The organism is uncultured Kluyvera sp. (assembly GCF_902485085.1).
GTDB lineage: Bacteria > Pseudomonadota > Gammaproteobacteria > Enterobacterales > Enterobacteriaceae > Kluyvera > Kluyvera ascorbata.
This window is the reverse complement of record NZ_CABTJS010000111.1, coordinates 1-19,771: the sequence shown is the minus strand read 5'-3', so window position 1 is coordinate 19,771 and position 19,771 is coordinate 1. Positions and strand designations below refer to the sequence as shown.

Here is a 19,771-nt window from a genome sequence, read left to right as displayed (position 1 = left end):
TCTCGCCGGTATTGAGGTAATTGGGCGATTATCGAACGCTTTGTCGTTAATCGTTCATTAAATAAAATCACTTATGCAGCAGGACAACAATCCACCGTGGCCAGGAAGTGTGCGATTATCGTTCTCTCAATGCGAAGTGGGTGCATTGATGGGTGAAAAACAAAGGAATATCATATTCTTATGTCTATTTAGTTATCGTGATTTCATCGTGATAAATGTGATGTATGCAACAATCAATTAACAATGTGCGCGAACCGCTGGAGAACGTATGAAAAAGGTATCTTGCGGCGCGGCTCTGGACTATCCTTGTCACCGTTGGGCACGCGTGTGCCGGTTTGCGCTTTTTTTTGGCTGAAGGAGTATTAAAATGGCGTCAGGAAAGTCCTGCTCTCGCTGGTTTGCGCCTGTTGCGGCGATATTAATGGTGGTTAGCCTGAGTGGGTGTTTTGATAAGGAAGGCGATCAGCGTAAAGCATTCGTCGATTTCCTGCAGAATACGGTAATGCGTGGCGGTGAACGCCTGCCGACGCTGACCGCTGACCAGAAAAAACAGTTCGGACCGTTTGTTTCCGACTATGCCGTCATTTATGGCTACTCACAGCAGGTAAGCCAGGCGATGGATGCCGGTTTACGTCCGGTTGTCGATAGCGTTAACGCGATTCGCGTACCGCAAGATTACATGACCCAGCGCGAACCGCTGCGTCAAGCTAATGGTTCACTGGGTGTGCTGAGCCAGCAGCTGCAGAATGCGAAAATGCAGGCTGATGCCGCGCATGCTGCGCTGAAACAGGCTGATGATCTCAAGCCTGTATTTGATCAGGTTTACAGCAAAGTCGTGACCGGCCCGTCCGATGCGCTGCAGCCGCTGATTCCCGCTGCGCAGGTGTTTACCCAGCAGCTGGTGCAGGTCGGTGATTTCGTGGCGCAACAGGGCACTCAGGTGAGCTTTGTCGCGAACGGTATTCAGTTCCCGACTTCACAGCAGGCGAGTCAGTATAATTCACTGATTGGCCCGCTGGCGGCACAGCACCAGGCGTTTAGCCAGGCGTGGACCGCGGCAGTTAACGCGACAAAATAAGCATTATGGCTGCCCGGCATCACGTCGGGCAGCGTCGTTTTATCCCGCAACCTGCGGGTTCACGCAGTTCTTCTCAACGTTCCCCTTCAGCGCATCAATCAGGTTATCCACCGCACAGGCCGCCATGTTGTAGCGGGTTTCATGCGTCGCGGAACCGATATGCGGCAGCGCCACCACGTTAGGTAGCTTCAGCAACGGCGAGTTCACCGGCAACGGCTCTTGCTCAAACACGTCCAGCCCCGCGGCGTGGATATCGCCATTTTGCAGCGCGGCAATCAGCGCCTGTTCATCCACTACCGGGCCACGACCGGCGTTAATGAAGATGGCGGATGACTTCATCCGTGCGAACTGCTCTGCGCCGAACAGATGGTGGGTTTCCTCGGTGAGCGGCAGGATCAGGCAGACAAAATCTGCCTCGGCCAGCAGCGTATTTAAATCACAATAGCGGGCGTTAAAGCGCTCTTCCGCTTGTGGATGGTGGCGTCGTGCATTGTAGAGAATTGGCATATTGAAACCGAAGTGCGCGCGCTGGGCGAGTGCCATGCCAATGCGCCCCATCCCGACGATCCCCAGCGTCTTGTGGTGGACATCGATGCCGAACCAGTCAGGGCCGATGCCCTGTTTCCACTCGCCTGCTTTTACACGCTCGGCAACTTCAACCACGCGACGAGCAGAGCTTAATACCAGCGCCATCAACGTATCGGCCACGGTTTCAGTCAGCACGGTTGGCGTGTGCATCAGCAGAACGCGACGATTGTTCAGCGCATCTACATCAAAATTGTCATAGCCCACGGAAATAGTGGAAGCGGCACGCAGCTTCGGCATGTTCTCCAGCAAAGCGGTATCTACGTTTTCGCTGGAACCCAGCAGCCCAACGGCATTCGCAAAGGCATCGGCGTGCTGCTGTACGGTCTCTGGGTGCAGGTTTGGCACGCGGGTGACGGTGAAGTTGTCGTTCAGGCGTTGTAACAAATCGTCGGGCAGGGCTTTGTAGAGAATAACGGACGGCTTCATGGGGATCTCCATGGATTGAAGAGAGAAGAGTTGATCGTTAGCAGGCTTAACAATCCCACAGCGGGGCGAAAAGTACCAGCCCAGAAAATGGGGAGGGATGAACGCCGGGCAGGGGGCAAGCCCTGTCCGGCAGAGAGATTACTGCGGGCTTAAGGTGATTTCTACGCGACGGTTCTGCGCTTTGCCTTCGGCGGTACTATTGCTGGCGATAGGATTCGCCGGGCCCATGCCGGAAGTACGGATGCGGGCAGCGGCCACGCCCTGAGTGATAAGCGAGCTGGCTACGGAGTCAGCGCGCTGCTGGGACAGCGTCATGTTCAACTGCTGGCTGCCGGTGCTGTCGGTATAGCCGACCACGTTCACGGCGGTTTTTTCGTACTCTTTCAGCACCATTGCCACGCCGGTCAGGGTATTGGCACCTGCTGGTTTCAGCGTAGAAGAGGAGCTGTCGAAGGTGACGTTGTTTGGCATATTCAACACGATGTTGTTGCCATTACGCGTAACGCTCACGCCGGTTCCCTGCATTTTCTGACGCAGCTTGGCTTCCTGGGCATCCATGTAGTAACCCACGCCACCGCCGACGGCTGCACCTGCGGCGGCGCCAATCAGCGCACCTTTGCCGCGGTCGTGTTTAGAGGATGCCAGTGCGCCGATACCCGCGCCCACTAAGGTTCCGAGGCCTGCGCCGATGCCGGTTTTGCTGGCTTCCTGTTCGCCAGTGTACGGGTTGGTGGTACAGCCAGAAACTGCCAGTGCGCCGCTAACCAGGGCCGCAATCATGAGCATGCGTTTTTTCATCTTATTTCCTTAATCCTTTTTATTCTTTGCCACGGCAGGTGTGGCGGTTGATTATGACGTGCAAAACCGGGGAAAATTCCCGGGAGATTTTGTCTTTTTGTAAAAAACATTGAGCGATGAACAAAACATCGCCGAATCACCTGCATCAGCTATCCAGGAGCACGCTTTGCCACACTCACCGACCACGAAAACTATCCTGACCGCTGCCCATTGGGGCCCTATGCTGGTTGAAACCGATGGCGAGCGCGTGCTCTCTTCACGCGGTGCGCTGAAAACGTCATTCGATAACTCGTTGCAGAGCGTGGTGCGCGATCAGGTACACAGTAAAACGCGGGTGCGTTACCCGATGGTGCGTAAAGGATTTCTGGCTTCACCGAGTCGCCCACAGGGCATTCGCGGGCAGGATGAATTTGTGCGAGTGAGCTGGGATGAGGCGCTGACGCTGATAGATAGGCAGCACCGCCGCATTCGCGAAAGCTACGGGCCGTCGTCGATTTTTGCGGGCTCCTACGGTTGGCGCTCTAACGGCGTGCTGCATAAGGCGGCGACGCTGCTCCAGCGCTACATGAGCCTGGCAGGCGGCTACACCGGGCATCTGGGCGATTATTCTACCGGCGCGGCGCAGGCCATCATGCCGCACGTGGTGGGCGGCAATGAGGTCTACCAGCAGCAGACCAGCTGGCCGATGGTGCTGGAGCATACTGACGTGGTGGTGCTGTGGAGCGCCAACCCGATGAATACGCTGAAAATTGCCTGGAACGCTTCCGATGAGCAGGGGCTGCCCTATTTTGAACAGCTGCGGAAAAGCGGTAAACGCCTGATCTGTATCGATCCGATGCGATCGGAAACCGTCGCGTTTTTCGGTGAGTCGATGGAGTGGATAGCGCCACATATGGGCACGGATGTGGCGCTGATGCTGGGCATCGCCCATACGCTTTTAGTGAATAATTGGCACGATGCGGACTTTTTATCGCGCTATACCACCGGGTTTCCGATTTTTGCTGATTATCTGCTGGGTAAAGAAGACGGTGAGGAAAAATCCGCCGAGTGGGCTGCGACGATTTGCGGCATCAGTGCAGATAAAATCCGCGAATTGGCAGAGATATTCCATAAAAATACCACCATGCTGATGTCCGGCTGGGGGATGCAGCGCCAGCAGTTTGGCGAACAGAAACACTGGATGCTGGTGACGCTCGCCGCCATGCTGGGGCAGATTGGTACGCCGGGCGGCGGCTTTGGCCTCTCTTATCACTTCGCGAACGGCGGTAACCCGACGCGTCGCGCGGCGGTGCTGGCCTCGATGCAGGGCATGGTGAAAGGCGGCGTTGATGCCGTTGATAAAATCCCGGTAGCGCGTATCGTCGAGGCGCTGGAAAACCCCGGCGCACCGTACCAGCATAACGGGCTGGATCGACACTTCCCGGATATTCGTTTTGTCTGGTGGGCGGGTGGCGCTAACTTTACCCATCATCAGGACACCAACCGGCTGATTCGCGCCTGGCAAAAACCGGAGCTGGTGGTCATTTCCGAATGCAACTGGACGGCAGCGGCGCGTCACGCCGATATCGTGTTGCCGGCCACGACCTCGTTTGAACGTAATGACCTCACCATGACCGGTGATTACAGTAACCAGCATCTGGTGCCGATGAAGCGGGTGGTGATGCCGCGTGATGAAGCACGCGATGATTTTGAGGTGTTTGCTGACCTCAGCGAACGCTGGGAAACAGGTGGGCGGGCGCGCTTTACGGAGGAGAAGAGCGATCTCCAGTGGCTGGAAGCCTTCTACCACATTGCCGGGCAACGCGGGGCCAGCCAGCAGGTGACGCTGCCGCCGTTTGCCGAGTTCTGGCAGGCCAACGAACTGATTGAGATGCCGGAGAGTGAACAGAACGCCGCTTTTGTCCGATTTGGCGCGTTTCGCGCCGATCCACAGGCGAACCCGTTAAGCACGCCGAGTGGCAAAATTGAGATTTACTCTGAGCGTATTGCCAGCTTCCAGTATCCCGACTGTCCGCCGCACCCGATGTGGCTGGAGCCTGATGAATGGCACGGTAACGCGGAGCCGGAACAGCTTCAACTGCTTTCTGCCCATCCCGCGCATCGCCTGCACAGCCAGCTCAACCATACGACGCTGCGTGAACGCTATGCGGTCGCCGGGCGTGAGCCGTTAACGCTGCATCCGCAGGATGCGAAGGCGCGGCAGATTCAGGATGGCGATCTGGTGCGGGTCTGGAACCATCGTGGGCAGGTGTTGGCGGGAGCGGTGGTGAGCGAAGACATCAAGCCCGGCGTTATCTGTCTGCACGAAGGGGCGTGGCCAGATTTAGACCTCGAGGCGAACGGTATCTGCAAAAATGGGGCGGTGAATGTGCTGACCAAAGATATCCCCAGCTCGCGGCTGGGGAACGGGTGTGCGGGAAACACGGCGCTGGCCTGGATTGAAAAATACACCGGCCCGTCGCTTACGCTAACGGCGTTTAATCCGCCTGCCAACGCATAATCCAGGTAGGATGCCGGGTCTCGTCCTGCCACGCGCTGTCTTCAATACGAAAACCCTGCGCGTGGTAGAAATTCACCGCCCGGCAGTTCTTCTGGTAGACCTCCAGGCTGAGGTCGGAAAAATGCTGCTTCGCCATGCTGAGCAGCGCACTGCCAATCCCCTGATGAAGCTGATTCGGGGCGACAAACAGCGCGCCAACGAAGCGCGTGTCAATCACGCTGACAAAGCCCTGTAGCCGTTGTTCGTCCTCCCAGACCCAGGTTTCGGCGGCGGGGAGGTAGGTGTCGCGCACGATGGGCAGGCTCTCTTGCCAGTATTGCTCGGCGATAAACGGATGCGCATAGGTGGTGCTTTCCAGCCAGAGCCCCAGCAACGGCTCGAACTGGTTAGTGTTCCATTTTCTTATCATGCTGAACTCCTGGATAGCAGAAGCAGTGGGTGACGTGGTCATTGACCAGCCCACAGGCCTGCATGAAGGAATAACAAATTGTGGTGCCAACGAACTTAAAGCCGCGTTTTTTCAGCGCCTTAGATAATGCGTCTGACGCGGGCGTAGAGGTAGGAATTTCCCCGAGTGCGGCGGCCTGGGTGACAATAGGCGCGCCATCGACAAACGACCAGACAAAATCGTTAAACGATTCGCCGTTGGCCTCCATTGCCAGAAACGCGCGGGCGTTACCGATAATGGCCTGAATTTTACCCCGGTGACGGATGATACCGGCGTCCAGTACCAGTCGCTCAACGTCGTCTTCGCTCATCGCCGCGACCTTAACCGGATCGAAGTGATGAAAGGCATGGCGATAATTTTCGCGTTTTTTCAGCACGGTTATCCAGGAAAGCCCTGCTTGCTGACCCTCGAGGCAGATCATCTCAAACAGAGCCTGGTTATTTCTTTGGGGGACACCCCATTCGGTATCGTGATACGCGATGTAAAGTGGATCCTGACTTACCCAACCGCAGCGTTGCATTTGATTCTCCCTGTTTTTGTTGATGGGTCACGCCTGGCAATAAAACCCTGCACTTCGCTTGACGCTGATAAGAAAACAGTAATAGTTATTACAGGGATTTTTTTCCCTAAAAACATAACAATAATTGCCGAATCTGGCTCTTTAGTGGAGTCAATTAATGAATAATAAGAAATGCACTGGCTTCTGGCGATGTGTCGTGCCGGCATCGTGTTACGCGTGGATGTTACTTTCCCCACATGCGAATGCCTGGCAACAGGAATATATCGTGTCTGATGCGCAAAGTAATACTACCGAGCGCTATACATGGGATAGCGATCACCAACCGCGCTACGATGACATTCTTGCAGAGCGTATTGATGCGTTGCAAGCGGGCGCCGGGCTTAATACGAGCCTCCCAGATAACAGCCCGCAGGACGCCACTAAAACCATGAGCATCGGCTGGAATTTTCCGTTGACGGAAAGTACGACCATGGGGCCTGTCGCCACCTGGCACTACGACGGCTCGCCGGGCTTTATGTGGAACGAATTTGGCGACACGGTGAATAGCGTTTCGCAAAGCGATGCGCTGTGGCATGCGAGCGTAAGCACGCTGGGCTGGCGCGTTGATTCACATCCGTGGCAAGGGATCCGCCCTTGGGCACAGGTAAGCTACAACCAGCAGTTTGGTGAGAACCAGTGGAAGGCGCAGTCCGGACTAAACCGCACGCCAACCTCGGCTCAGGACGGCAATTGGGTTGATGTGACTTTGGGGGCAGATATGTTGCTTAATTCACATCTGGCTGCCTATGCCGCGCTTTCTCAGGCCGATAACATGTCTGCCGGAACGAACTACTCCTACATGATGGGCGTGAGCGCGCGCTTCTGATCTACGATGTTTATCTGACAAAATCCAGCGGCAGGTGATGATTTGGCAATGCCATTCATGCCGCCGCTGATGCATTTCATTCCGTCCTGAATGCAGTTCATGCCTTTTAAAACCCGCGAAAATGCTAACTTCGTTATCGTTGGCAGCAGTTAATTTAAGAAGGCATCATCATCATGAACGCTGCAACTAAAAATCATACCCGCTGGCTGACATTGTTCGGCACCATCATTACTCAATTCGCATTAGGTTCTGTTTATACCTGGAGCCTGTTCAACAGCGCATTGTCCACCAAGCTGGATGCATCCGTTAGTCAGGTGGCGTTCTCCTTTGGTCTGTTAAGTCTGGGCCTGGCACTTTCTTCTTCCGTTGCCGGTAAATTACAGGAACGCTTTGGCGTTAAACGCGTCACCATGGCGTCTGGGATCCTGCTGGGTATCGGCTTCTTCCTGACCGCACACGCTAACAATCTGATGATGCTGTGGCTGAGCGCTGGCGTGATTGTCGGCCTGGCGGACGGTGCGGGTTATTTACTGACGCTTTCCAACTGCGTGAAGTGGTTCCCGGAGCGTAAAGGCCTGATTTCTGCATTCTCCATCGGTTCATATGGTTTAGGTAGCCTTGGTTTCAAATTCATCGATAGCCAGCTGCTGGCAACCGTTGGGCTGGAAAAAACCTTTATGATTTGGGGTGCAATCGTACTGGTGATGATTGTCTTCGGTTCTATGCTGATGAAAGACGCACCGAATCAGCCAGTGTCCACCACCAACGGCGTTGTAGCGAATGATTTCACGCTGGCAGAATCCATGCGCAAACCGCAGTACTGGATGCTGGCAGTGATGTTCCTGACCGCCTGTATGAGCGGCCTGTACGTCATCGGTGTCGCAAAAGATATTGCTCAGGGTATGGTGCATCTGGATCTGGCCACTGCCGCGAACGCGGTAACGGTTATCTCCATTGCTAACCTGAGTGGTCGTCTGGTGCTGGGTATTCTGTCTGACAAAATTGCCCGTATCCGCGTTATCACCATTGGTCAGGTTATCTCTCTGGTGGGGATGGCAGCGCTGCTGTTCGCGCCGCTGAATGAAGTGACCTTCTTTGCGGCTATTGCCTGCGTCGCCTTTAACTTCGGTGGTACCATCACCGTCTTCCCATCGCTGGTCAGTGAATTCTTCGGTCTGAACAACCTGGCAAAAAACTACGGCGTGATTTACCTTGGCTTCGGTATCGGCAGCATCTGTGGTTCCCTGATTGCATCGATGTTCGGTGGGTTCTACATCACATTCTGCGTTATCTTCGCCCTGCTGATTCTCTCTCTGGCACTGTCTACAACGATTCGCCAGCCAAAAACAGAAATTATGCAGGAAGCTCACGCTTAATTATTACCTTTCCTCCTAAGTCGATTCTGACCAAATATATTGTAAATATTTGGTCAGATCACATTCTCACCGCATACTTTTCCCCTTTCTTGTTGTCTACTTACCGCGCTTGCATGTGATGCCTGTATTGGCATGACGCTTATATTAATTGGTCCATAAATAGTGTGATTTGGCACCAGTTTTTCTGTTTCCCTTTTTTCTGGGTTTTTTTGAATGCGATATATAAAAGCGATGTCCCAGCAGACGCTGAGTCTCCTGCTGGCGGTCTACATCGGCTGGTTTATGAATTTCTCCGTATTGTCCCGTCGGTTTGAGGGGTATCTGCAGGACTTCAGTTTCGAGAAAGGTCTGTTCATTGTTATTGAGCTGGTCGGTACGCTGCTGGTGAGCTTCTTCTTATTCCGTGTGCTCTCTCTTGGTGGGCGCCGGTTGTGGAAGGTGCTGGCAACGCTGGTGGTGCTGATTTCTGCCGGTGCCAGCTATTACATGACCAATCTAAACGTGGTGATTGGCTATGGCATTGTGGCTTCGGTCATGACCACGGATGTCGATCTGTCGAAAGAGGTGGTGGGCTGGCACTTTATCAGTTGGCTGGTGCTAACCAGCATCGTACCGCTGGTGTTTATCTGGATTAACCAGGCACGTGATACGCTGCTTTATCAGCTGCGTACGCCGGGGCACCGCATTCGCGGCATCGCGGTGGTGCTGCTGTCAGCGCTGTTGGTCTGGGGGCCAATTCGTCTGATGGAGATCCATCTGAAGGAGACCGAGCGGCTGTCGCAGGTGGATCTGCCGAGCTATGGCGGCGTTCTGGCGAACTCTTACCTGCCGAGTAACTGGGTGGCGGCACTGGGTCTTTATGGCTGGACACAGATTGATGAATCAACGGATACCCGCGAGCTATTCGACCCGTCGAAGAAATTCACCTATGTAGCACCAAAGGATATCGATGACACCTACATGGTGTTTATCATCGGCGAAACGACGCGCTGGGATCACATGGGCCTGTTCGGCTACGAGCGGAATACCACGCCGGGGCTGGCAAAAGAGAAGAATCTGGTCGCGTTCCGCGGCTACTCCTGCGATACCGCGACTAAGCTTTCGCTGCGCTGTATGTTTGTCCGCCAGGGCGGCGCAAGCGATAACCCGCAGCGTACGCTGAAAGAGCAGAACGTCTTTGCGGTGCTGCATCAGTTGGGCTTTACCGGCGATCTACTGGCGATGCAGAGTGAGCTGTGGTTCTACAGCAATACGATGGCGAACAACATCGCCTATCGTGAGCAGATTGGCGCAGAGCCACGTAACCGGGGTAAGAGCGTGGACGATATGCTGCTGGCCGATGAGCTGCAAAACGTGCTGGCGCGTCAGAGCGATAAAGGTAAGCACCTTATTATCATTCATACCAAAGGCTCGCACTTTAACTACACCCAGCGCTACCCGCGCAATTTTGCGCAGTGGAAGCCTGAGTGCGTGAATGTGGACGATAAGTGCAGTAAGGCGGAGCTGATTAACTCCTACGACAACTCCATTACCTATGTCGATCACTTCCTGGTGAACGTGTTCGATCAACTGCGCGATAAGAAGGCGATTGTCTTCTTTGCCGCGGACCACGGTGAGTCGATTAACGAGCATGAGCGTTTGCACGGTACGCCGCGTATGATGGCGCCGCCAGAGCAGTTCCGCGTGCCGATGATGGTCTGGATGTCGGATAAATATCTACAGAATCCGGACCACGCGAAGTCGTTTGCTTACCTGCAACAGCAGGCGGAGATGAAGCAGCCGAAGCGTCACGTGGAGCTGTACGACACGATTATGGGTTGTCTGGGTTATACCTCGCCAGATGGCGGTATTAATGAATTCAACAACTGGTGCCACGTGCCTGAAAGCAAGAAAACGGCGCAGTGATGAGTTCTTCACCGAACAAAAGGCATGGGTTTAATAAGGGATTGACGACCCAAAAACGCAGCAGTAAGATCTGCTGCGTACGGTGATTGGCGCAGCCTGGTAGCGCACTTCGTTCGGGACGAAGGGGTCGGAGGTTCAAATCCTCTATCACCGACCAGATTGGAAAGCCTGCTGAATAAGCAGGCTTTTTGCGTTTATAGCAAATCTTCCTCTCCGAGAACATGATGTATTATACGTTTTGAGATGGATACTGAAATTTTGGATGCACCGCAGGCGTTTGTATTGATAATACGATTAACTATTTGCTCAGGTTGTCCTTTTCCCTTCCTGGATTGTTAAATTAAACAGGTGCCGACCCGATTATGTTTCCTGTCAGTGATTTGCTGGACTTACAAACACTTTCTGAATCAGTTGAACTGGAGTTCAAGCTGGCGCAGGGAGCGGATGGTAAAGGTAAACTGCCGGAGGATTTCTGGCGAACATACAGCGCGATGGCGAATACTCGTGGTGGTTATGTTGTGCTGGGCGTCAGAGAAAAGAAAGGGAACTTTATCGTTGAGGGGATCAGCGATATTGCTACCGTTATGAAGCAACTGTTTGATATTGCGAACAACAAGAAAAAAGTAAATGTCAATTTACTGAGCGATCAATCGGTACAGATCATCAATCTTGATAATAAAGCGGTTATTGTCATTGAGATCCCCATAGCAAGACGTGAGCAAAAGCCGGTCTATCTTCACAACCAGCCGATGACGGAAACATACATCCGTCGCCACGAAGGGGACTGCCACTGTTCTGAAGAGCAAATCAAAAGAATGCTCGCGGAACAGGCCGAGGATAGTCGTGATGATCGGATTCTGGCAGGGTTTGATTTCAGCGATATCGATCAGGACAGTTTGCGTGCCTGGCGTAACCTCTTTGCGGTTGCGAAGCCCCAGCATCCCTGGCTGGAGTTGGATATCATCGATTTATTCAGGAATATTGGTGGCTGGCGAAAAAATCGTCAGAGCGGGGAAGAAGGTATCACTCTTGCGGGTATCCTGATGTTTGGTACCTGGAATGCTATCCAGGATGCGGTTCCAAACTATTTTGTCGATTATCGTGAGCGGGATGACACGCAACCTGACTCTCGCTGGATCGACCGCATCTATCCGGATGGTTCCTGGTCAGGCAATATTTTCGATTTTTACCGCCGGACATATCGAAAGCTCATTTCTGACCTTAAGGTTCCTTTTGAATTGCGGGACGGTATTCGGCTGGATGAAACTAAAGTTCATGAAGCTATCCGCGAGGCGCTTGTTAATACTCTGGTGCATGCTGATTACACGGGCCGAAGCTCTATCTTAGTGGTCAGGAGGCCGGATCTTTTTGGCTTCCGTAATCCTGGACTGATGCGGATACCGCCGGAAATTGCAGTGAAGGGCGGGGAAAGTGACTGCCGTAACCGCCGTATGCACCAGATGTTCTTAATGATTGGCGCAGGTGAACGTGCAGGCTCTGGTGTGCCCAAAATAATGAGTGGTTGGAAATGGGCGAACTGGCGCACACCAAAGTTGTATGAGAAAACGGAGCCTTCCGAACAAACGCTGCTTGAGCTGTCGACGGTAAGCCTTGTATCACAGGAGGTTACTGAACTGCTTGATGATTTATTTGGTCAACGTTTTCATCTGCTTGATGATCTCGAACGAATGATCATTATCACAGCGGCGACAGAAGGTTGGGTAAACCACGAGAGAGCTTGTCAGCTCACAAGCAGACATTCTCGTGATGTTACCCTGGCATTTCCAAAGTTAGTGGATAAGGGCTTTCTTGTCGCCAGTGGTGAAAAACGAGATAAATCATACAGCTTACCTGGAATGGAGTTACCGTCTCCGGAAGAAGTCTTCGCTAATGCGTTAAGCTCTACATCGAACTTAACGCATAACGTACAGAACTTAACGCATAGTGACATCAGCTTAACGCATAGCGATCCTGACTTAGTAGATAGTCATCAGGGAAGAGATGAATACGGTAGGTTTATCAGTCACTTGCTAGATAAACCGTTTATTGATGATCTTGACGCATTGAGCGATGGATTCCGGGATGTACTTGAAGCATTAGCTGCGCCATCGCGGGAGCACCGTCGGCTGGAAGCTGGGATGATGAAGGAACTGCTTGTCCAGTTGTGCGATGGGCACTATTTATCTGTCGCGGTAATGGAAATATTGTTAGGACGTAAGTCGCAGAGTATTCGCCAGAATTACCTAAAACCTATGGTGGATTCAAAGCAACTGAAGCTGGCATTTCCTAACAAGCCTAATTCGCCAAGACAAGGGTATACACTCGCTTAGGCATACTACCAGTAGGCTCCTGAGCGGATGACCGGGAAAGGCCGCTCCCCTTAAAGCCTTTGCCTTCAGATTCAATACAACGTAGGTGAACAAATAGCGCTGCTCAACTTAGCTGGCAGTACGTTACTATTCTTGCATTTTTTCATGCCGTATTTCTTGTTCTTCAGCCCCTTTAAATGCTTCGTACAGTAAATGAAGCAGATCGGCGAGGATGAGAGTCAGTCATCAGATGTTCCAACACAAACGCTTCCCCTGCCTATTCACAATTTTGTGACATATTCCATTGTATTTTCGTATGCATAGACGAATCTTTTTTTTCGCTGCTTATGGCTAAGCTCAGCATTTTCCGCTGTGCGTTTTAACGTTCGCGGCATTAATCGCTCAGATTATCATCATATCGAAATAAATTTTTCACATAATGGCTAATTGTTAATCGCTGAATGTTGCAAATTATTAAGTTGATTACTCTGCCTTCTTGCCCATAGCATAAATTTCTCTGCTGAAAATAGTGCTTCGGGGTTTTTTTAATCTTTGCCCATCCATTCTCACCTTCAATACAAATCCCGGATAACTGTATTGACGTTTTCACATTCTGTTGACAGATTGTAGGGCATGAGGGGCATTTCATGGAGAATCCGCACTGCAACTCAGATGTTCCAGTGAAAGGAATCCCTCGCCTCTAAATGCATCGACCCAGCCGGTTCAAAAATAAATAAGGTCAGGCGGTGTAACCCAATGCAAAGGGTAAAAACAACACATAATCACATTGGAGCAGAATAATGAGTATTTCCTTGAAGAAGTCAGGGATGCTGAAGCTGGGTCTCAGCCTGGTCGCCATGACCGTTGCAGCCAGCGTACAGGCAAAAACCCTGGTTTATTGTTCAGAAGGCTCGCCGGAAGGCTTTAACCCACAGCTCTTTACGTCTGGTACTACCTATGATGCCAGCTCCGTACCTATCTATAACCGTCTGGTTGAATTCAAAACTGGTACCACGGAAATCGTCCCGGGTCTGGCTGAGAAATGGGACATCAGTCCGGACGGCAAAACCTACACCTTCCACCTGCGTCAGGGCGTGAAGTGGCAGGACAATAAAGACTTCAAACCAACGCGTGACGTGAACGCCGACGATATCGTCTTCTCCTTCGATCGTCAGAAAAACGCGCAGAACCCGTACCACAAAGTCTCTGGCGGCAGCTATGAATACTTTGAAGGCATGGGCCTGCAAGACCTGATTAGCGAAGTGAAAAAAGTCGACGATAATACCGTTCAGTTCGTGCTGACTCGCCCAGAAGCGCCGTTCCTGGCAGACCTGGCGATGGACTTCGCGTCTATTCTGTCAAAAGAATATGCTGACAACATGCTGAAAGCCGGCACGCCGGAGAAAGTTGACCTGAACCCAATTGGTACCGGTCCATTCCAGCTGGTTCAGTACCAGAAAGACTCTCGTATTCTGTACAAAGCGTTCCCGGGCTACTGGGGCACCAAGCCGCAGATCGATCGTCTGGTCTTCTCCATCACGCCTGACGCTTCCGTACGTTACGCCAAGCTGCAGAAGAACGAGTGCCAGGTCATGCCGTACCCGAACCCGGCTGACATCGCGCGCATGAAAGAAGACAAGAACATCAACCTGATGGAACAGGCAGGCCTGAACGTTGGCTACCTCTCCTTCAACACCGAGAAAAAACCGTTTGATGACGTGAAAGTACGTCAGGCGCTGACCTACGCGGTCAACAAAGAAGCGATCATCAAAGCCGTTTATCAGGGTGCAGGCGTTGCTGCTAAGAACCTGATCCCGCCAACCATGTGGGGCTATAACGACGACGTCAAAGACTACAGCTACGATCCGGAAAAAGCTAAGGCGCTGCTGAAAGAAGCGGGCCAGGATAAAGGCTTCACCGTTGAGCTGTGGGCGATGCCGGTACAGCGTCCGTACAACCCGAACGCTCGCCGTATGGCTGAGATGATTCAGGCTGACTGGGCGAAAATCGGCGTACAGGCCAAAATCGTGACCTACGAGTGGGGCGAAGACCTCAAGCGCGCGAAAGCGGGCGAGCACCAGGCGGTCATGATGGGCTGGACCGGCGACAATGGGGATCCGGATAACTTCTTCGCGACGCTGTTCAGCTGCGCGGCGGCAAAAGACGGTTCTAACTACTCTCGCTGGTGCTACAAGCCGTTTGAAGATCTGATTCAACCGGCACGTGCAACCGACGACCACAACAAACGCATTGAGCTGTACAAACAGGCTCAGGTGGTGATGCACGATCAGGCTCCAGCGCTGATCATCGCTCACTCCACCGTATACGAGCCGGTGCGTAAAGAAGTCAAAGGCTATGTGGTTGATCCATTAGGTAAGCACCACTTCGACAACGTATCTATCGAATAATAAAGACGATGCCTTAACCGGCAGCGCAACGCTTCCTGCCCCCCTTGGGGTGGGAAGCTGCGCCGTATCTGCGCCTCTCGCGTTTAAGAAAGGCGGCAGATTTGTGAGCAATACAGACGACCTGTGACCAGGCGGGCCGTCATTAGAGAGAATCAGGGTTATGTTGCAGTTCATCCTCAAACGATTGGGTCTGGTGATCCCGACGTTTATCGGTATCACCCTCCTCACGTTTGCCTTCGTGCATATGATCCCCGGCGATCCGGTGATGATTATGGCGGGCGAGCGCGGTATTTCCCCTGAGCGCCATGCCCAGCTTCTGGCCGAACTCGGCCTGGATAAGCCGATGTGGCAACAGTACCTCCACTATATCTGGGGCGTATTGCACGGTGACTTAGGCATTTCATTGAAAAGCCGACTCCCGGTGTGGGATGAGTTCGTGCCGCGCTTTAAAGCGACGCTGGAACTCGGTATCTGCGCCATGATTTTCGCCGTCGCCGTGGGTATCCCGGTGGGCGTGCTGGCCGCGGTTAAGCGCGGTTCCATCTTCGATCACACCGCCGTTGGCCTGGCGCTGACCGGCTACTCCATGCCGATTTTCTGGTGGGGCATGATGCTGATCATGCTGGTTTCGGTGCACTGGAACCTGACGCCGGTCTCCGGACGCGTCAGCGACATGGTGTTCCTTGATGACTCCAACCCGCTGACCGGCTTTATGCTGATTGATACCGCCATCTGGGGCGACCCGGGCAACTTTATCGATGCGCTGGCGCACATGATTCTGCCTGCTATCGTGCTCGGGACTATTCCGCTGGCGGTTATCGTACGTATGACCCGTTCTTCCATGCTGGAAGTGCTGGGCGAAGACTATATCCGTACCGCGCGTGCCAAGGGCTTAACCCGCATGCGCGTGATCATCGTTCATGCCCTGCGTAACGCCATGCTGCCGGTGGTGACTGTTATCGGCCTGCAGGTGGGTACGCTGCTGGCAGGTGCAATTCTGACGGAAACCATCTTCTCCTGGCCGGGTCTGGGCCGCTGGCTGATTGACGCGCTGCAACGCCGTGACTATCCGGTGGTGCAGGGTGGGGTGCTGCTGGTCGCGACGATGATTATTCTCGTCAACCTGCTGGTTGACCTGCTGTACGGCGTGGTGAACCCGCGTATTCGGCATAAGAAGTAAGGGGCCATCATGACACAAGTAACTGAAAACAAAACGGTGTCCGCACCGGTGCCAATGACCCCATTCCAGGAATTCTGGCACTACTTTAAGCGTAACAAAGGCGCGGTTGTCGGCCTGGTTTACGTGGTTATCGTACTGGTTATCGCGATCTTCGCGAACTGGCTCGCGCCGTATAACCCGGCAGACCAGTTCCGCGATACGCTGCTGGCACCACCGGCGTGGCAGGAAGGCGGTACATGGGCGCATCTGTTTGGTACCGATGACGTGGGCCGCGACGTGCTGTCCCGTCTGATGTACGGTGCGCGTCTGTCGCTGCTGGTGGGCTGCCTGGTGGTTGTGCTGTCGCTGATTATGGGCGTGGTGCTGGGGCTGGTTGCTGGCTACTTCGGCGGCCTCGTCGATAACATCATTATGCGCGTCGTCGACATCATGCTGGCACTGCCGAGCCTGCTGCTGGCGCTGGTGCTGGTAGCTATCTTCGGCCCATCAATTGGTAACGCCGCGCTGGCGCTGACCTTTGTCGCCTTGCCGCACTACGTCCGTTTAACCCGCGCCGCTGTGCTGGTGGAGGTTAACCGCGACTACGTGACCGCTTCTCGCGTGGCGGGTGCCGGGGCGATGCGCCAGATGTTCGTCAACATTTTCCCAAACTGCCTTGCGCCGCTGATTGTTCAGGCCTCGCTCGGTTTCTCTAACGCCATTCTCGATATGGCTGCCCTCGGCTTCCTGGGGATGGGCGCACAGCCGCCTACGCCGGAGTGGGGCACCATGCTCTCTGACGTGCTGCAATTTGCGCAAAGCGCCTGGTGGGTCGTGACCTTCCCTGGGCTGGCAATTTTGCTGACGGTACTGGCGTTTAACCTGATGGGTGACGGTCTGCGTGACGCGCTCGATCCCAAACTGAAGCAGTAAGGGGAGCGAGATGGCGTTATTAAATGTAGATAAATTATCGGTGCACTTCGGCGACGAAGGCACACCGTTCAAAGCCGTAGACCGCGTGAGCTACAGCGTAAATCAGGGCGAGGTTGTCGGCATCGTCGGCGAATCTGGTTCGGGTAAATCCGTTAGCTCGCTGGCGATTATGGGGCTGATTGATTATCCCGGCCGTGTGATGGCGGAAAGCCTGCAATTCAACGGTCAGGATCTGAAGCGTATCTCTGAGAAAGAGCGTCGCAATCTGGTGGGTGCCGAAGTGGCGATGATCTTCCAGGACCCGATGACCAGCCTCAACCCGTGCTACACCGTCGGCTTCCAGATTATGGAAGCGATTAAAGTGCACCAGGGCGGCAACAAGAGTACGCGCCGTCAGCGCGCCATCGACCTGCTGAACCAGGTGGGTATTCCGGACCCGGCTTCGCGATTGGACGTGTATCCGCACCAGCTTTCCGGTGGGATGAGTCAGCGCGTGATGATCGCCATGGCGATTGCCTGTCGTCCGAAGCTGCTGATTGCCGATGAACCGACTACCGCGCTGGATGTGACCATTCAGGCGCAGATCATCGAACTGCTGCTAGAGCTTCAGCGCAAAGAGAACATGGCGCTGATCCTGATCACTCACGATCTGGCGCTGGTAGCCGAAGCCGCGCACAAAATCATCGTGATGTACGCAGGCCAGGTCGTTGAGACGGGCGCGGCGGGCGATATCTTCCGCGCCCCGCGTCACCCGTACACCCAAGCTCTGCTGCGTGCGCTGCCGGAGTTTGCTCAGGATAAAGCGCGCCTGGCATCGCTGCCGGGTGTCGTACCGGGCAAATACGACCGCCCGAACGGCTGCCTGCTGAACCCGCGTTGCCCGTATGCGACGGATAAATGCCGCAGCGTAGAGCCTGAGCTGAACACCGTTGACGGTGCTCGCCAGTCGAAATGTCACTACCCACTCGATGATGCCGGGAGGCCCACACTATGAGTACGCACGAGGCCACCTCGCAGCAGCCGCTGCTGCAGGCAATTGACCTGAAAAAACACTACCCGGTGAAGAAGGGGATGTTTGCCCCGGAACGCCTGGTGAAAGCGCTGGACGGCGTATCATTTACCCTGGAGCGCGGCAAAACGCTGGCGGTGGTTGGGGAGTCCGGCTGCGGTAAATCGACGCTGGGTCGCCTGCTGACGATGATCGAAACGCCGAGCGGCGGTGAGCTTTATTATCAGGGGCAGGATCTGCTCAAGCACGACCCACACGCGCAGAAACTGCGTCGACAGAAAATCCAGATTGTATTCCAGAACCCTTACGGTTCTCTGAACCCGCGTAAAAAAGTGGGGCAGATTCTGGAAGAACCGCTGTTGATTAATACCTCGCTCAGCAAAGAGCAGCGCCGTGAAAAAGCGTTGGCGATGATGGCAAAAGTGGGCCTGAAAACCGAGCACTACGACCGCTATCCGCACATGTTCTCCGGCGGCCAGCGCCAGCGTATTGCTATTGCCCGTGGTCTGATGCTTGACCCGGACGTGGTGATTGCCGATGAACCGGTTTCCGCGCTCGACGTATCGGTGCGTGCGCAGGTGCTGAACCTGATGATGGATTTGCAGCAGGAGTTGGGGCTGTCCTACGTCTTTATCTCCCACGACCTGTCAGTCGTAGAACACATTGCCGATGAAGTGATGGTGATGTATCTGGGGCGCTGCGTGGAGAAGGGGACGAAGGACCAGATCTTCAACAATCCTCGCCATCCGTACACCCAGGCGCTGCTCTCCGCGACCCCACGTCTGAACCCGGACGACCGCCGCGAGCGTATCAAACTGACCGGCGAGCTACCAAGCCCGCTGAATCCACCGCCGGGCTGTGCGTTCAACGCCCGCTGCCGCCGCCGCTTTGGCCAGTGCACGCAGCTGCAACCGCAGCTGAAAGAGTATGGTGGCCAGCTGGTGGCGTGTTTCGCAGTCGATCAGGATGAGAATCCAGAAAAAACGGCGTAGCCCGATACTCATCCGAGATAGCAGAGCCGCAGGGATAAAACCCTGCGGCTTTTTTTGTCCCTGTAGCCCGGGCGAGGCGTTTACGCCGACCCCGGGGCTACTCGGTACTCATCCCGGCGTCGCTGCGCTCGGCCGGGCTACGGGCAGGTCGGGCGCTATTCTGAAAAAGGGGTGACGACGGCGAGTTGAAGGGCTGATTGCAGTAGTATCGTCGGCAAGCCGGGTTTCCCGGCGAGGCGCAATGTTGCGGGGGCTTGATCCCCGGCGGCATAAGTTGCTGGAAAGAGAAAACCCCCGCACGTTGTTTGGTATAAACCAGCAACAAAACGGGGGCCATTCTTTGACTCGCAAACAAAGGATAGCCGCGAACTGTTGCTATTGCAACCAAGGCGGCTACATGACGCTCGCAGAGCTTGGCGTGCTTTTCTGGCACGATCTGGCAGCTCCGATTGCGGTG

At 54.2% G+C, this 19,771-nt stretch carries 16 protein-coding genes and 1 tRNA gene; 13 read left to right on the top strand and 4 right to left on the bottom strand.

Annotation, left to right across the window (positions count from 1 at the left end):
• Positions 1-367 precede the first annotated feature (367 nt).
• Positions 368-1,078, top strand: coding sequence for a DUF3053 domain-containing protein (locus RDN66_RS13230; protein ID WP_035893105.1), 711 nt, complete (start codon positions 368-370; stop codon positions 1,076-1,078).
• A gap of 39 nt (positions 1,079-1,117) precedes the next feature.
• Here RDN66_RS13230 and ghrB read toward each other — a convergent pair whose 3' ends face one another.
• Together ghrB and RDN66_RS13220 are read right to left on the bottom strand one after the other, a co-directional pair.
• Positions 1,118-2,092, bottom strand: a complete 975-nt coding sequence (gene ghrB / locus RDN66_RS13225; protein WP_202217003.1) for a glyoxylate/hydroxypyruvate reductase GhrB — start codon at positions 2,090-2,092, stop codon at positions 1,118-1,120.
• 138 nt (positions 2,093-2,230) lie between these two features.
• Positions 2,231-2,890, bottom strand: coding sequence for an OmpA family lipoprotein (locus RDN66_RS13220; protein ID WP_035893103.1), 660 nt, complete (start codon positions 2,888-2,890; stop codon positions 2,231-2,233).
• A gap of 166 nt (positions 2,891-3,056) precedes the next feature.
• Between RDN66_RS13220 and RDN66_RS13215 the strand changes: the two genes are divergently transcribed.
• On the top strand, positions 3,057-5,390 hold the full coding sequence (locus RDN66_RS13215; protein ID WP_202217004.1) for a molybdopterin guanine dinucleotide-containing S/N-oxide reductase: 2,334 nt from the start codon (positions 3,057-3,059) through the stop codon (positions 5,388-5,390).
• Here the strand turns inward: RDN66_RS13215 and RDN66_RS13210 are convergent.
• Together RDN66_RS13210 and tag are read right to left on the bottom strand one after the other, a co-directional pair.
• On the bottom strand, positions 5,368-5,799 hold the full coding sequence (locus tag RDN66_RS13210) for an N-acetyltransferase (RefSeq protein WP_035893099.1): 432 nt from the start codon (positions 5,797-5,799) through the stop codon (positions 5,368-5,370). The genes RDN66_RS13215 and RDN66_RS13210 overlap by 23 nt on opposite strands.
• The gene (tag, locus tag RDN66_RS13205) at positions 5,777-6,358 is read right to left on the bottom strand and encodes a DNA-3-methyladenine glycosylase I (RefSeq protein ID WP_202217005.1); all 582 of its coding nucleotides are present in this window, start codon (positions 6,356-6,358) and stop codon (positions 5,777-5,779) included. The genes RDN66_RS13210 and tag overlap by 23 nt, the downstream gene beginning before the upstream one ends.
• Positions 6,359-6,515: 157 nt before the next feature.
• On the opposite strand from tag, the gene RDN66_RS13200 reads away from it, so the two are divergent.
• From RDN66_RS13200 to RDN66_RS13150, 11 genes are all read left to right on the top strand, one after another.
• Positions 6,516-7,223 (top strand): autotransporter outer membrane beta-barrel domain-containing protein, encoded by a 708-nt coding sequence (locus tag RDN66_RS13200; RefSeq protein ID WP_202217006.1) that lies wholly within the window; start codon positions 6,516-6,518, stop codon positions 7,221-7,223.
• A gap of 173 nt (positions 7,224-7,396) precedes the next feature.
• Positions 7,397-8,599 (top strand): MFS transporter, encoded by a 1,203-nt coding sequence (locus RDN66_RS13195; protein ID WP_035893094.1) that lies wholly within the window; start codon positions 7,397-7,399, stop codon positions 8,597-8,599.
• A 213-nt stretch (positions 8,600-8,812) separates the two neighbouring features.
• Complete coding sequence (gene eptB / locus RDN66_RS13190; RefSeq protein WP_308537907.1) at positions 8,813-10,504, top strand: kdo(2)-lipid A phosphoethanolamine 7''-transferase; 1,692 nt, start codon at positions 8,813-8,815, stop codon at positions 10,502-10,504.
• A gap of 80 nt (positions 10,505-10,584) precedes the next feature.
• Positions 10,585-10,661, top strand: a tRNA-Pro gene (locus RDN66_RS13185).
• A 205-nt stretch (positions 10,662-10,866) separates the two neighbouring features.
• Positions 10,867-12,834, top strand: a complete 1,968-nt coding sequence (locus tag RDN66_RS13180; protein ID WP_308537906.1) for an RNA-binding domain-containing protein — start codon at positions 10,867-10,869, stop codon at positions 12,832-12,834.
• Positions 12,835-13,613: 779 nt separating this feature from the next.
• Positions 13,614-15,221, top strand: coding sequence for a dipeptide ABC transporter periplasmic-binding protein DppA (gene dppA / locus RDN66_RS13175; protein WP_308537905.1), 1,608 nt, complete (start codon positions 13,614-13,616; stop codon positions 15,219-15,221).
• Positions 15,222-15,381: 160 nt separating this feature from the next.
• Entirely contained in the window at positions 15,382-16,401 is a 1,020-nt protein-coding gene (dppB, locus tag RDN66_RS13170; RefSeq protein ID WP_035893089.1) for a dipeptide ABC transporter permease DppB, read from the top strand.
• A 9-nt stretch (positions 16,402-16,410) separates the two neighbouring features.
• The gene (dppC, locus tag RDN66_RS13165) at positions 16,411-17,313 is read left to right on the top strand and encodes a dipeptide ABC transporter permease DppC (RefSeq protein WP_035893087.1); all 903 of its coding nucleotides are present in this window, start codon (positions 16,411-16,413) and stop codon (positions 17,311-17,313) included.
• A 10-nt stretch (positions 17,314-17,323) separates the two neighbouring features.
• A complete protein-coding gene (dppD, locus tag RDN66_RS13160; RefSeq protein WP_202217008.1) occupies positions 17,324-18,307 on the top strand; it encodes a dipeptide ABC transporter ATP-binding protein in 984 nt (327 codons plus the stop codon).
• Positions 18,304-19,314 carry a dipeptide ABC transporter ATP-binding subunit DppF gene (dppF, locus tag RDN66_RS13155; RefSeq protein ID WP_123650937.1) on the top strand — a complete coding sequence of 337 codons (1,011 nt, stop codon included), beginning with the start codon at positions 18,304-18,306 and terminating at the stop codon, positions 19,312-19,314. The genes dppD and dppF overlap by 4 nt, the downstream gene beginning before the upstream one ends.
• Before the next feature lie 397 nt (positions 19,315-19,711).
• On the top strand, positions 19,712-19,771 hold a 60-nt coding region (locus RDN66_RS13150), incomplete at its 3' end, for a type I toxin-antitoxin system toxin Ldr family protein (RefSeq protein ID WP_308537909.1).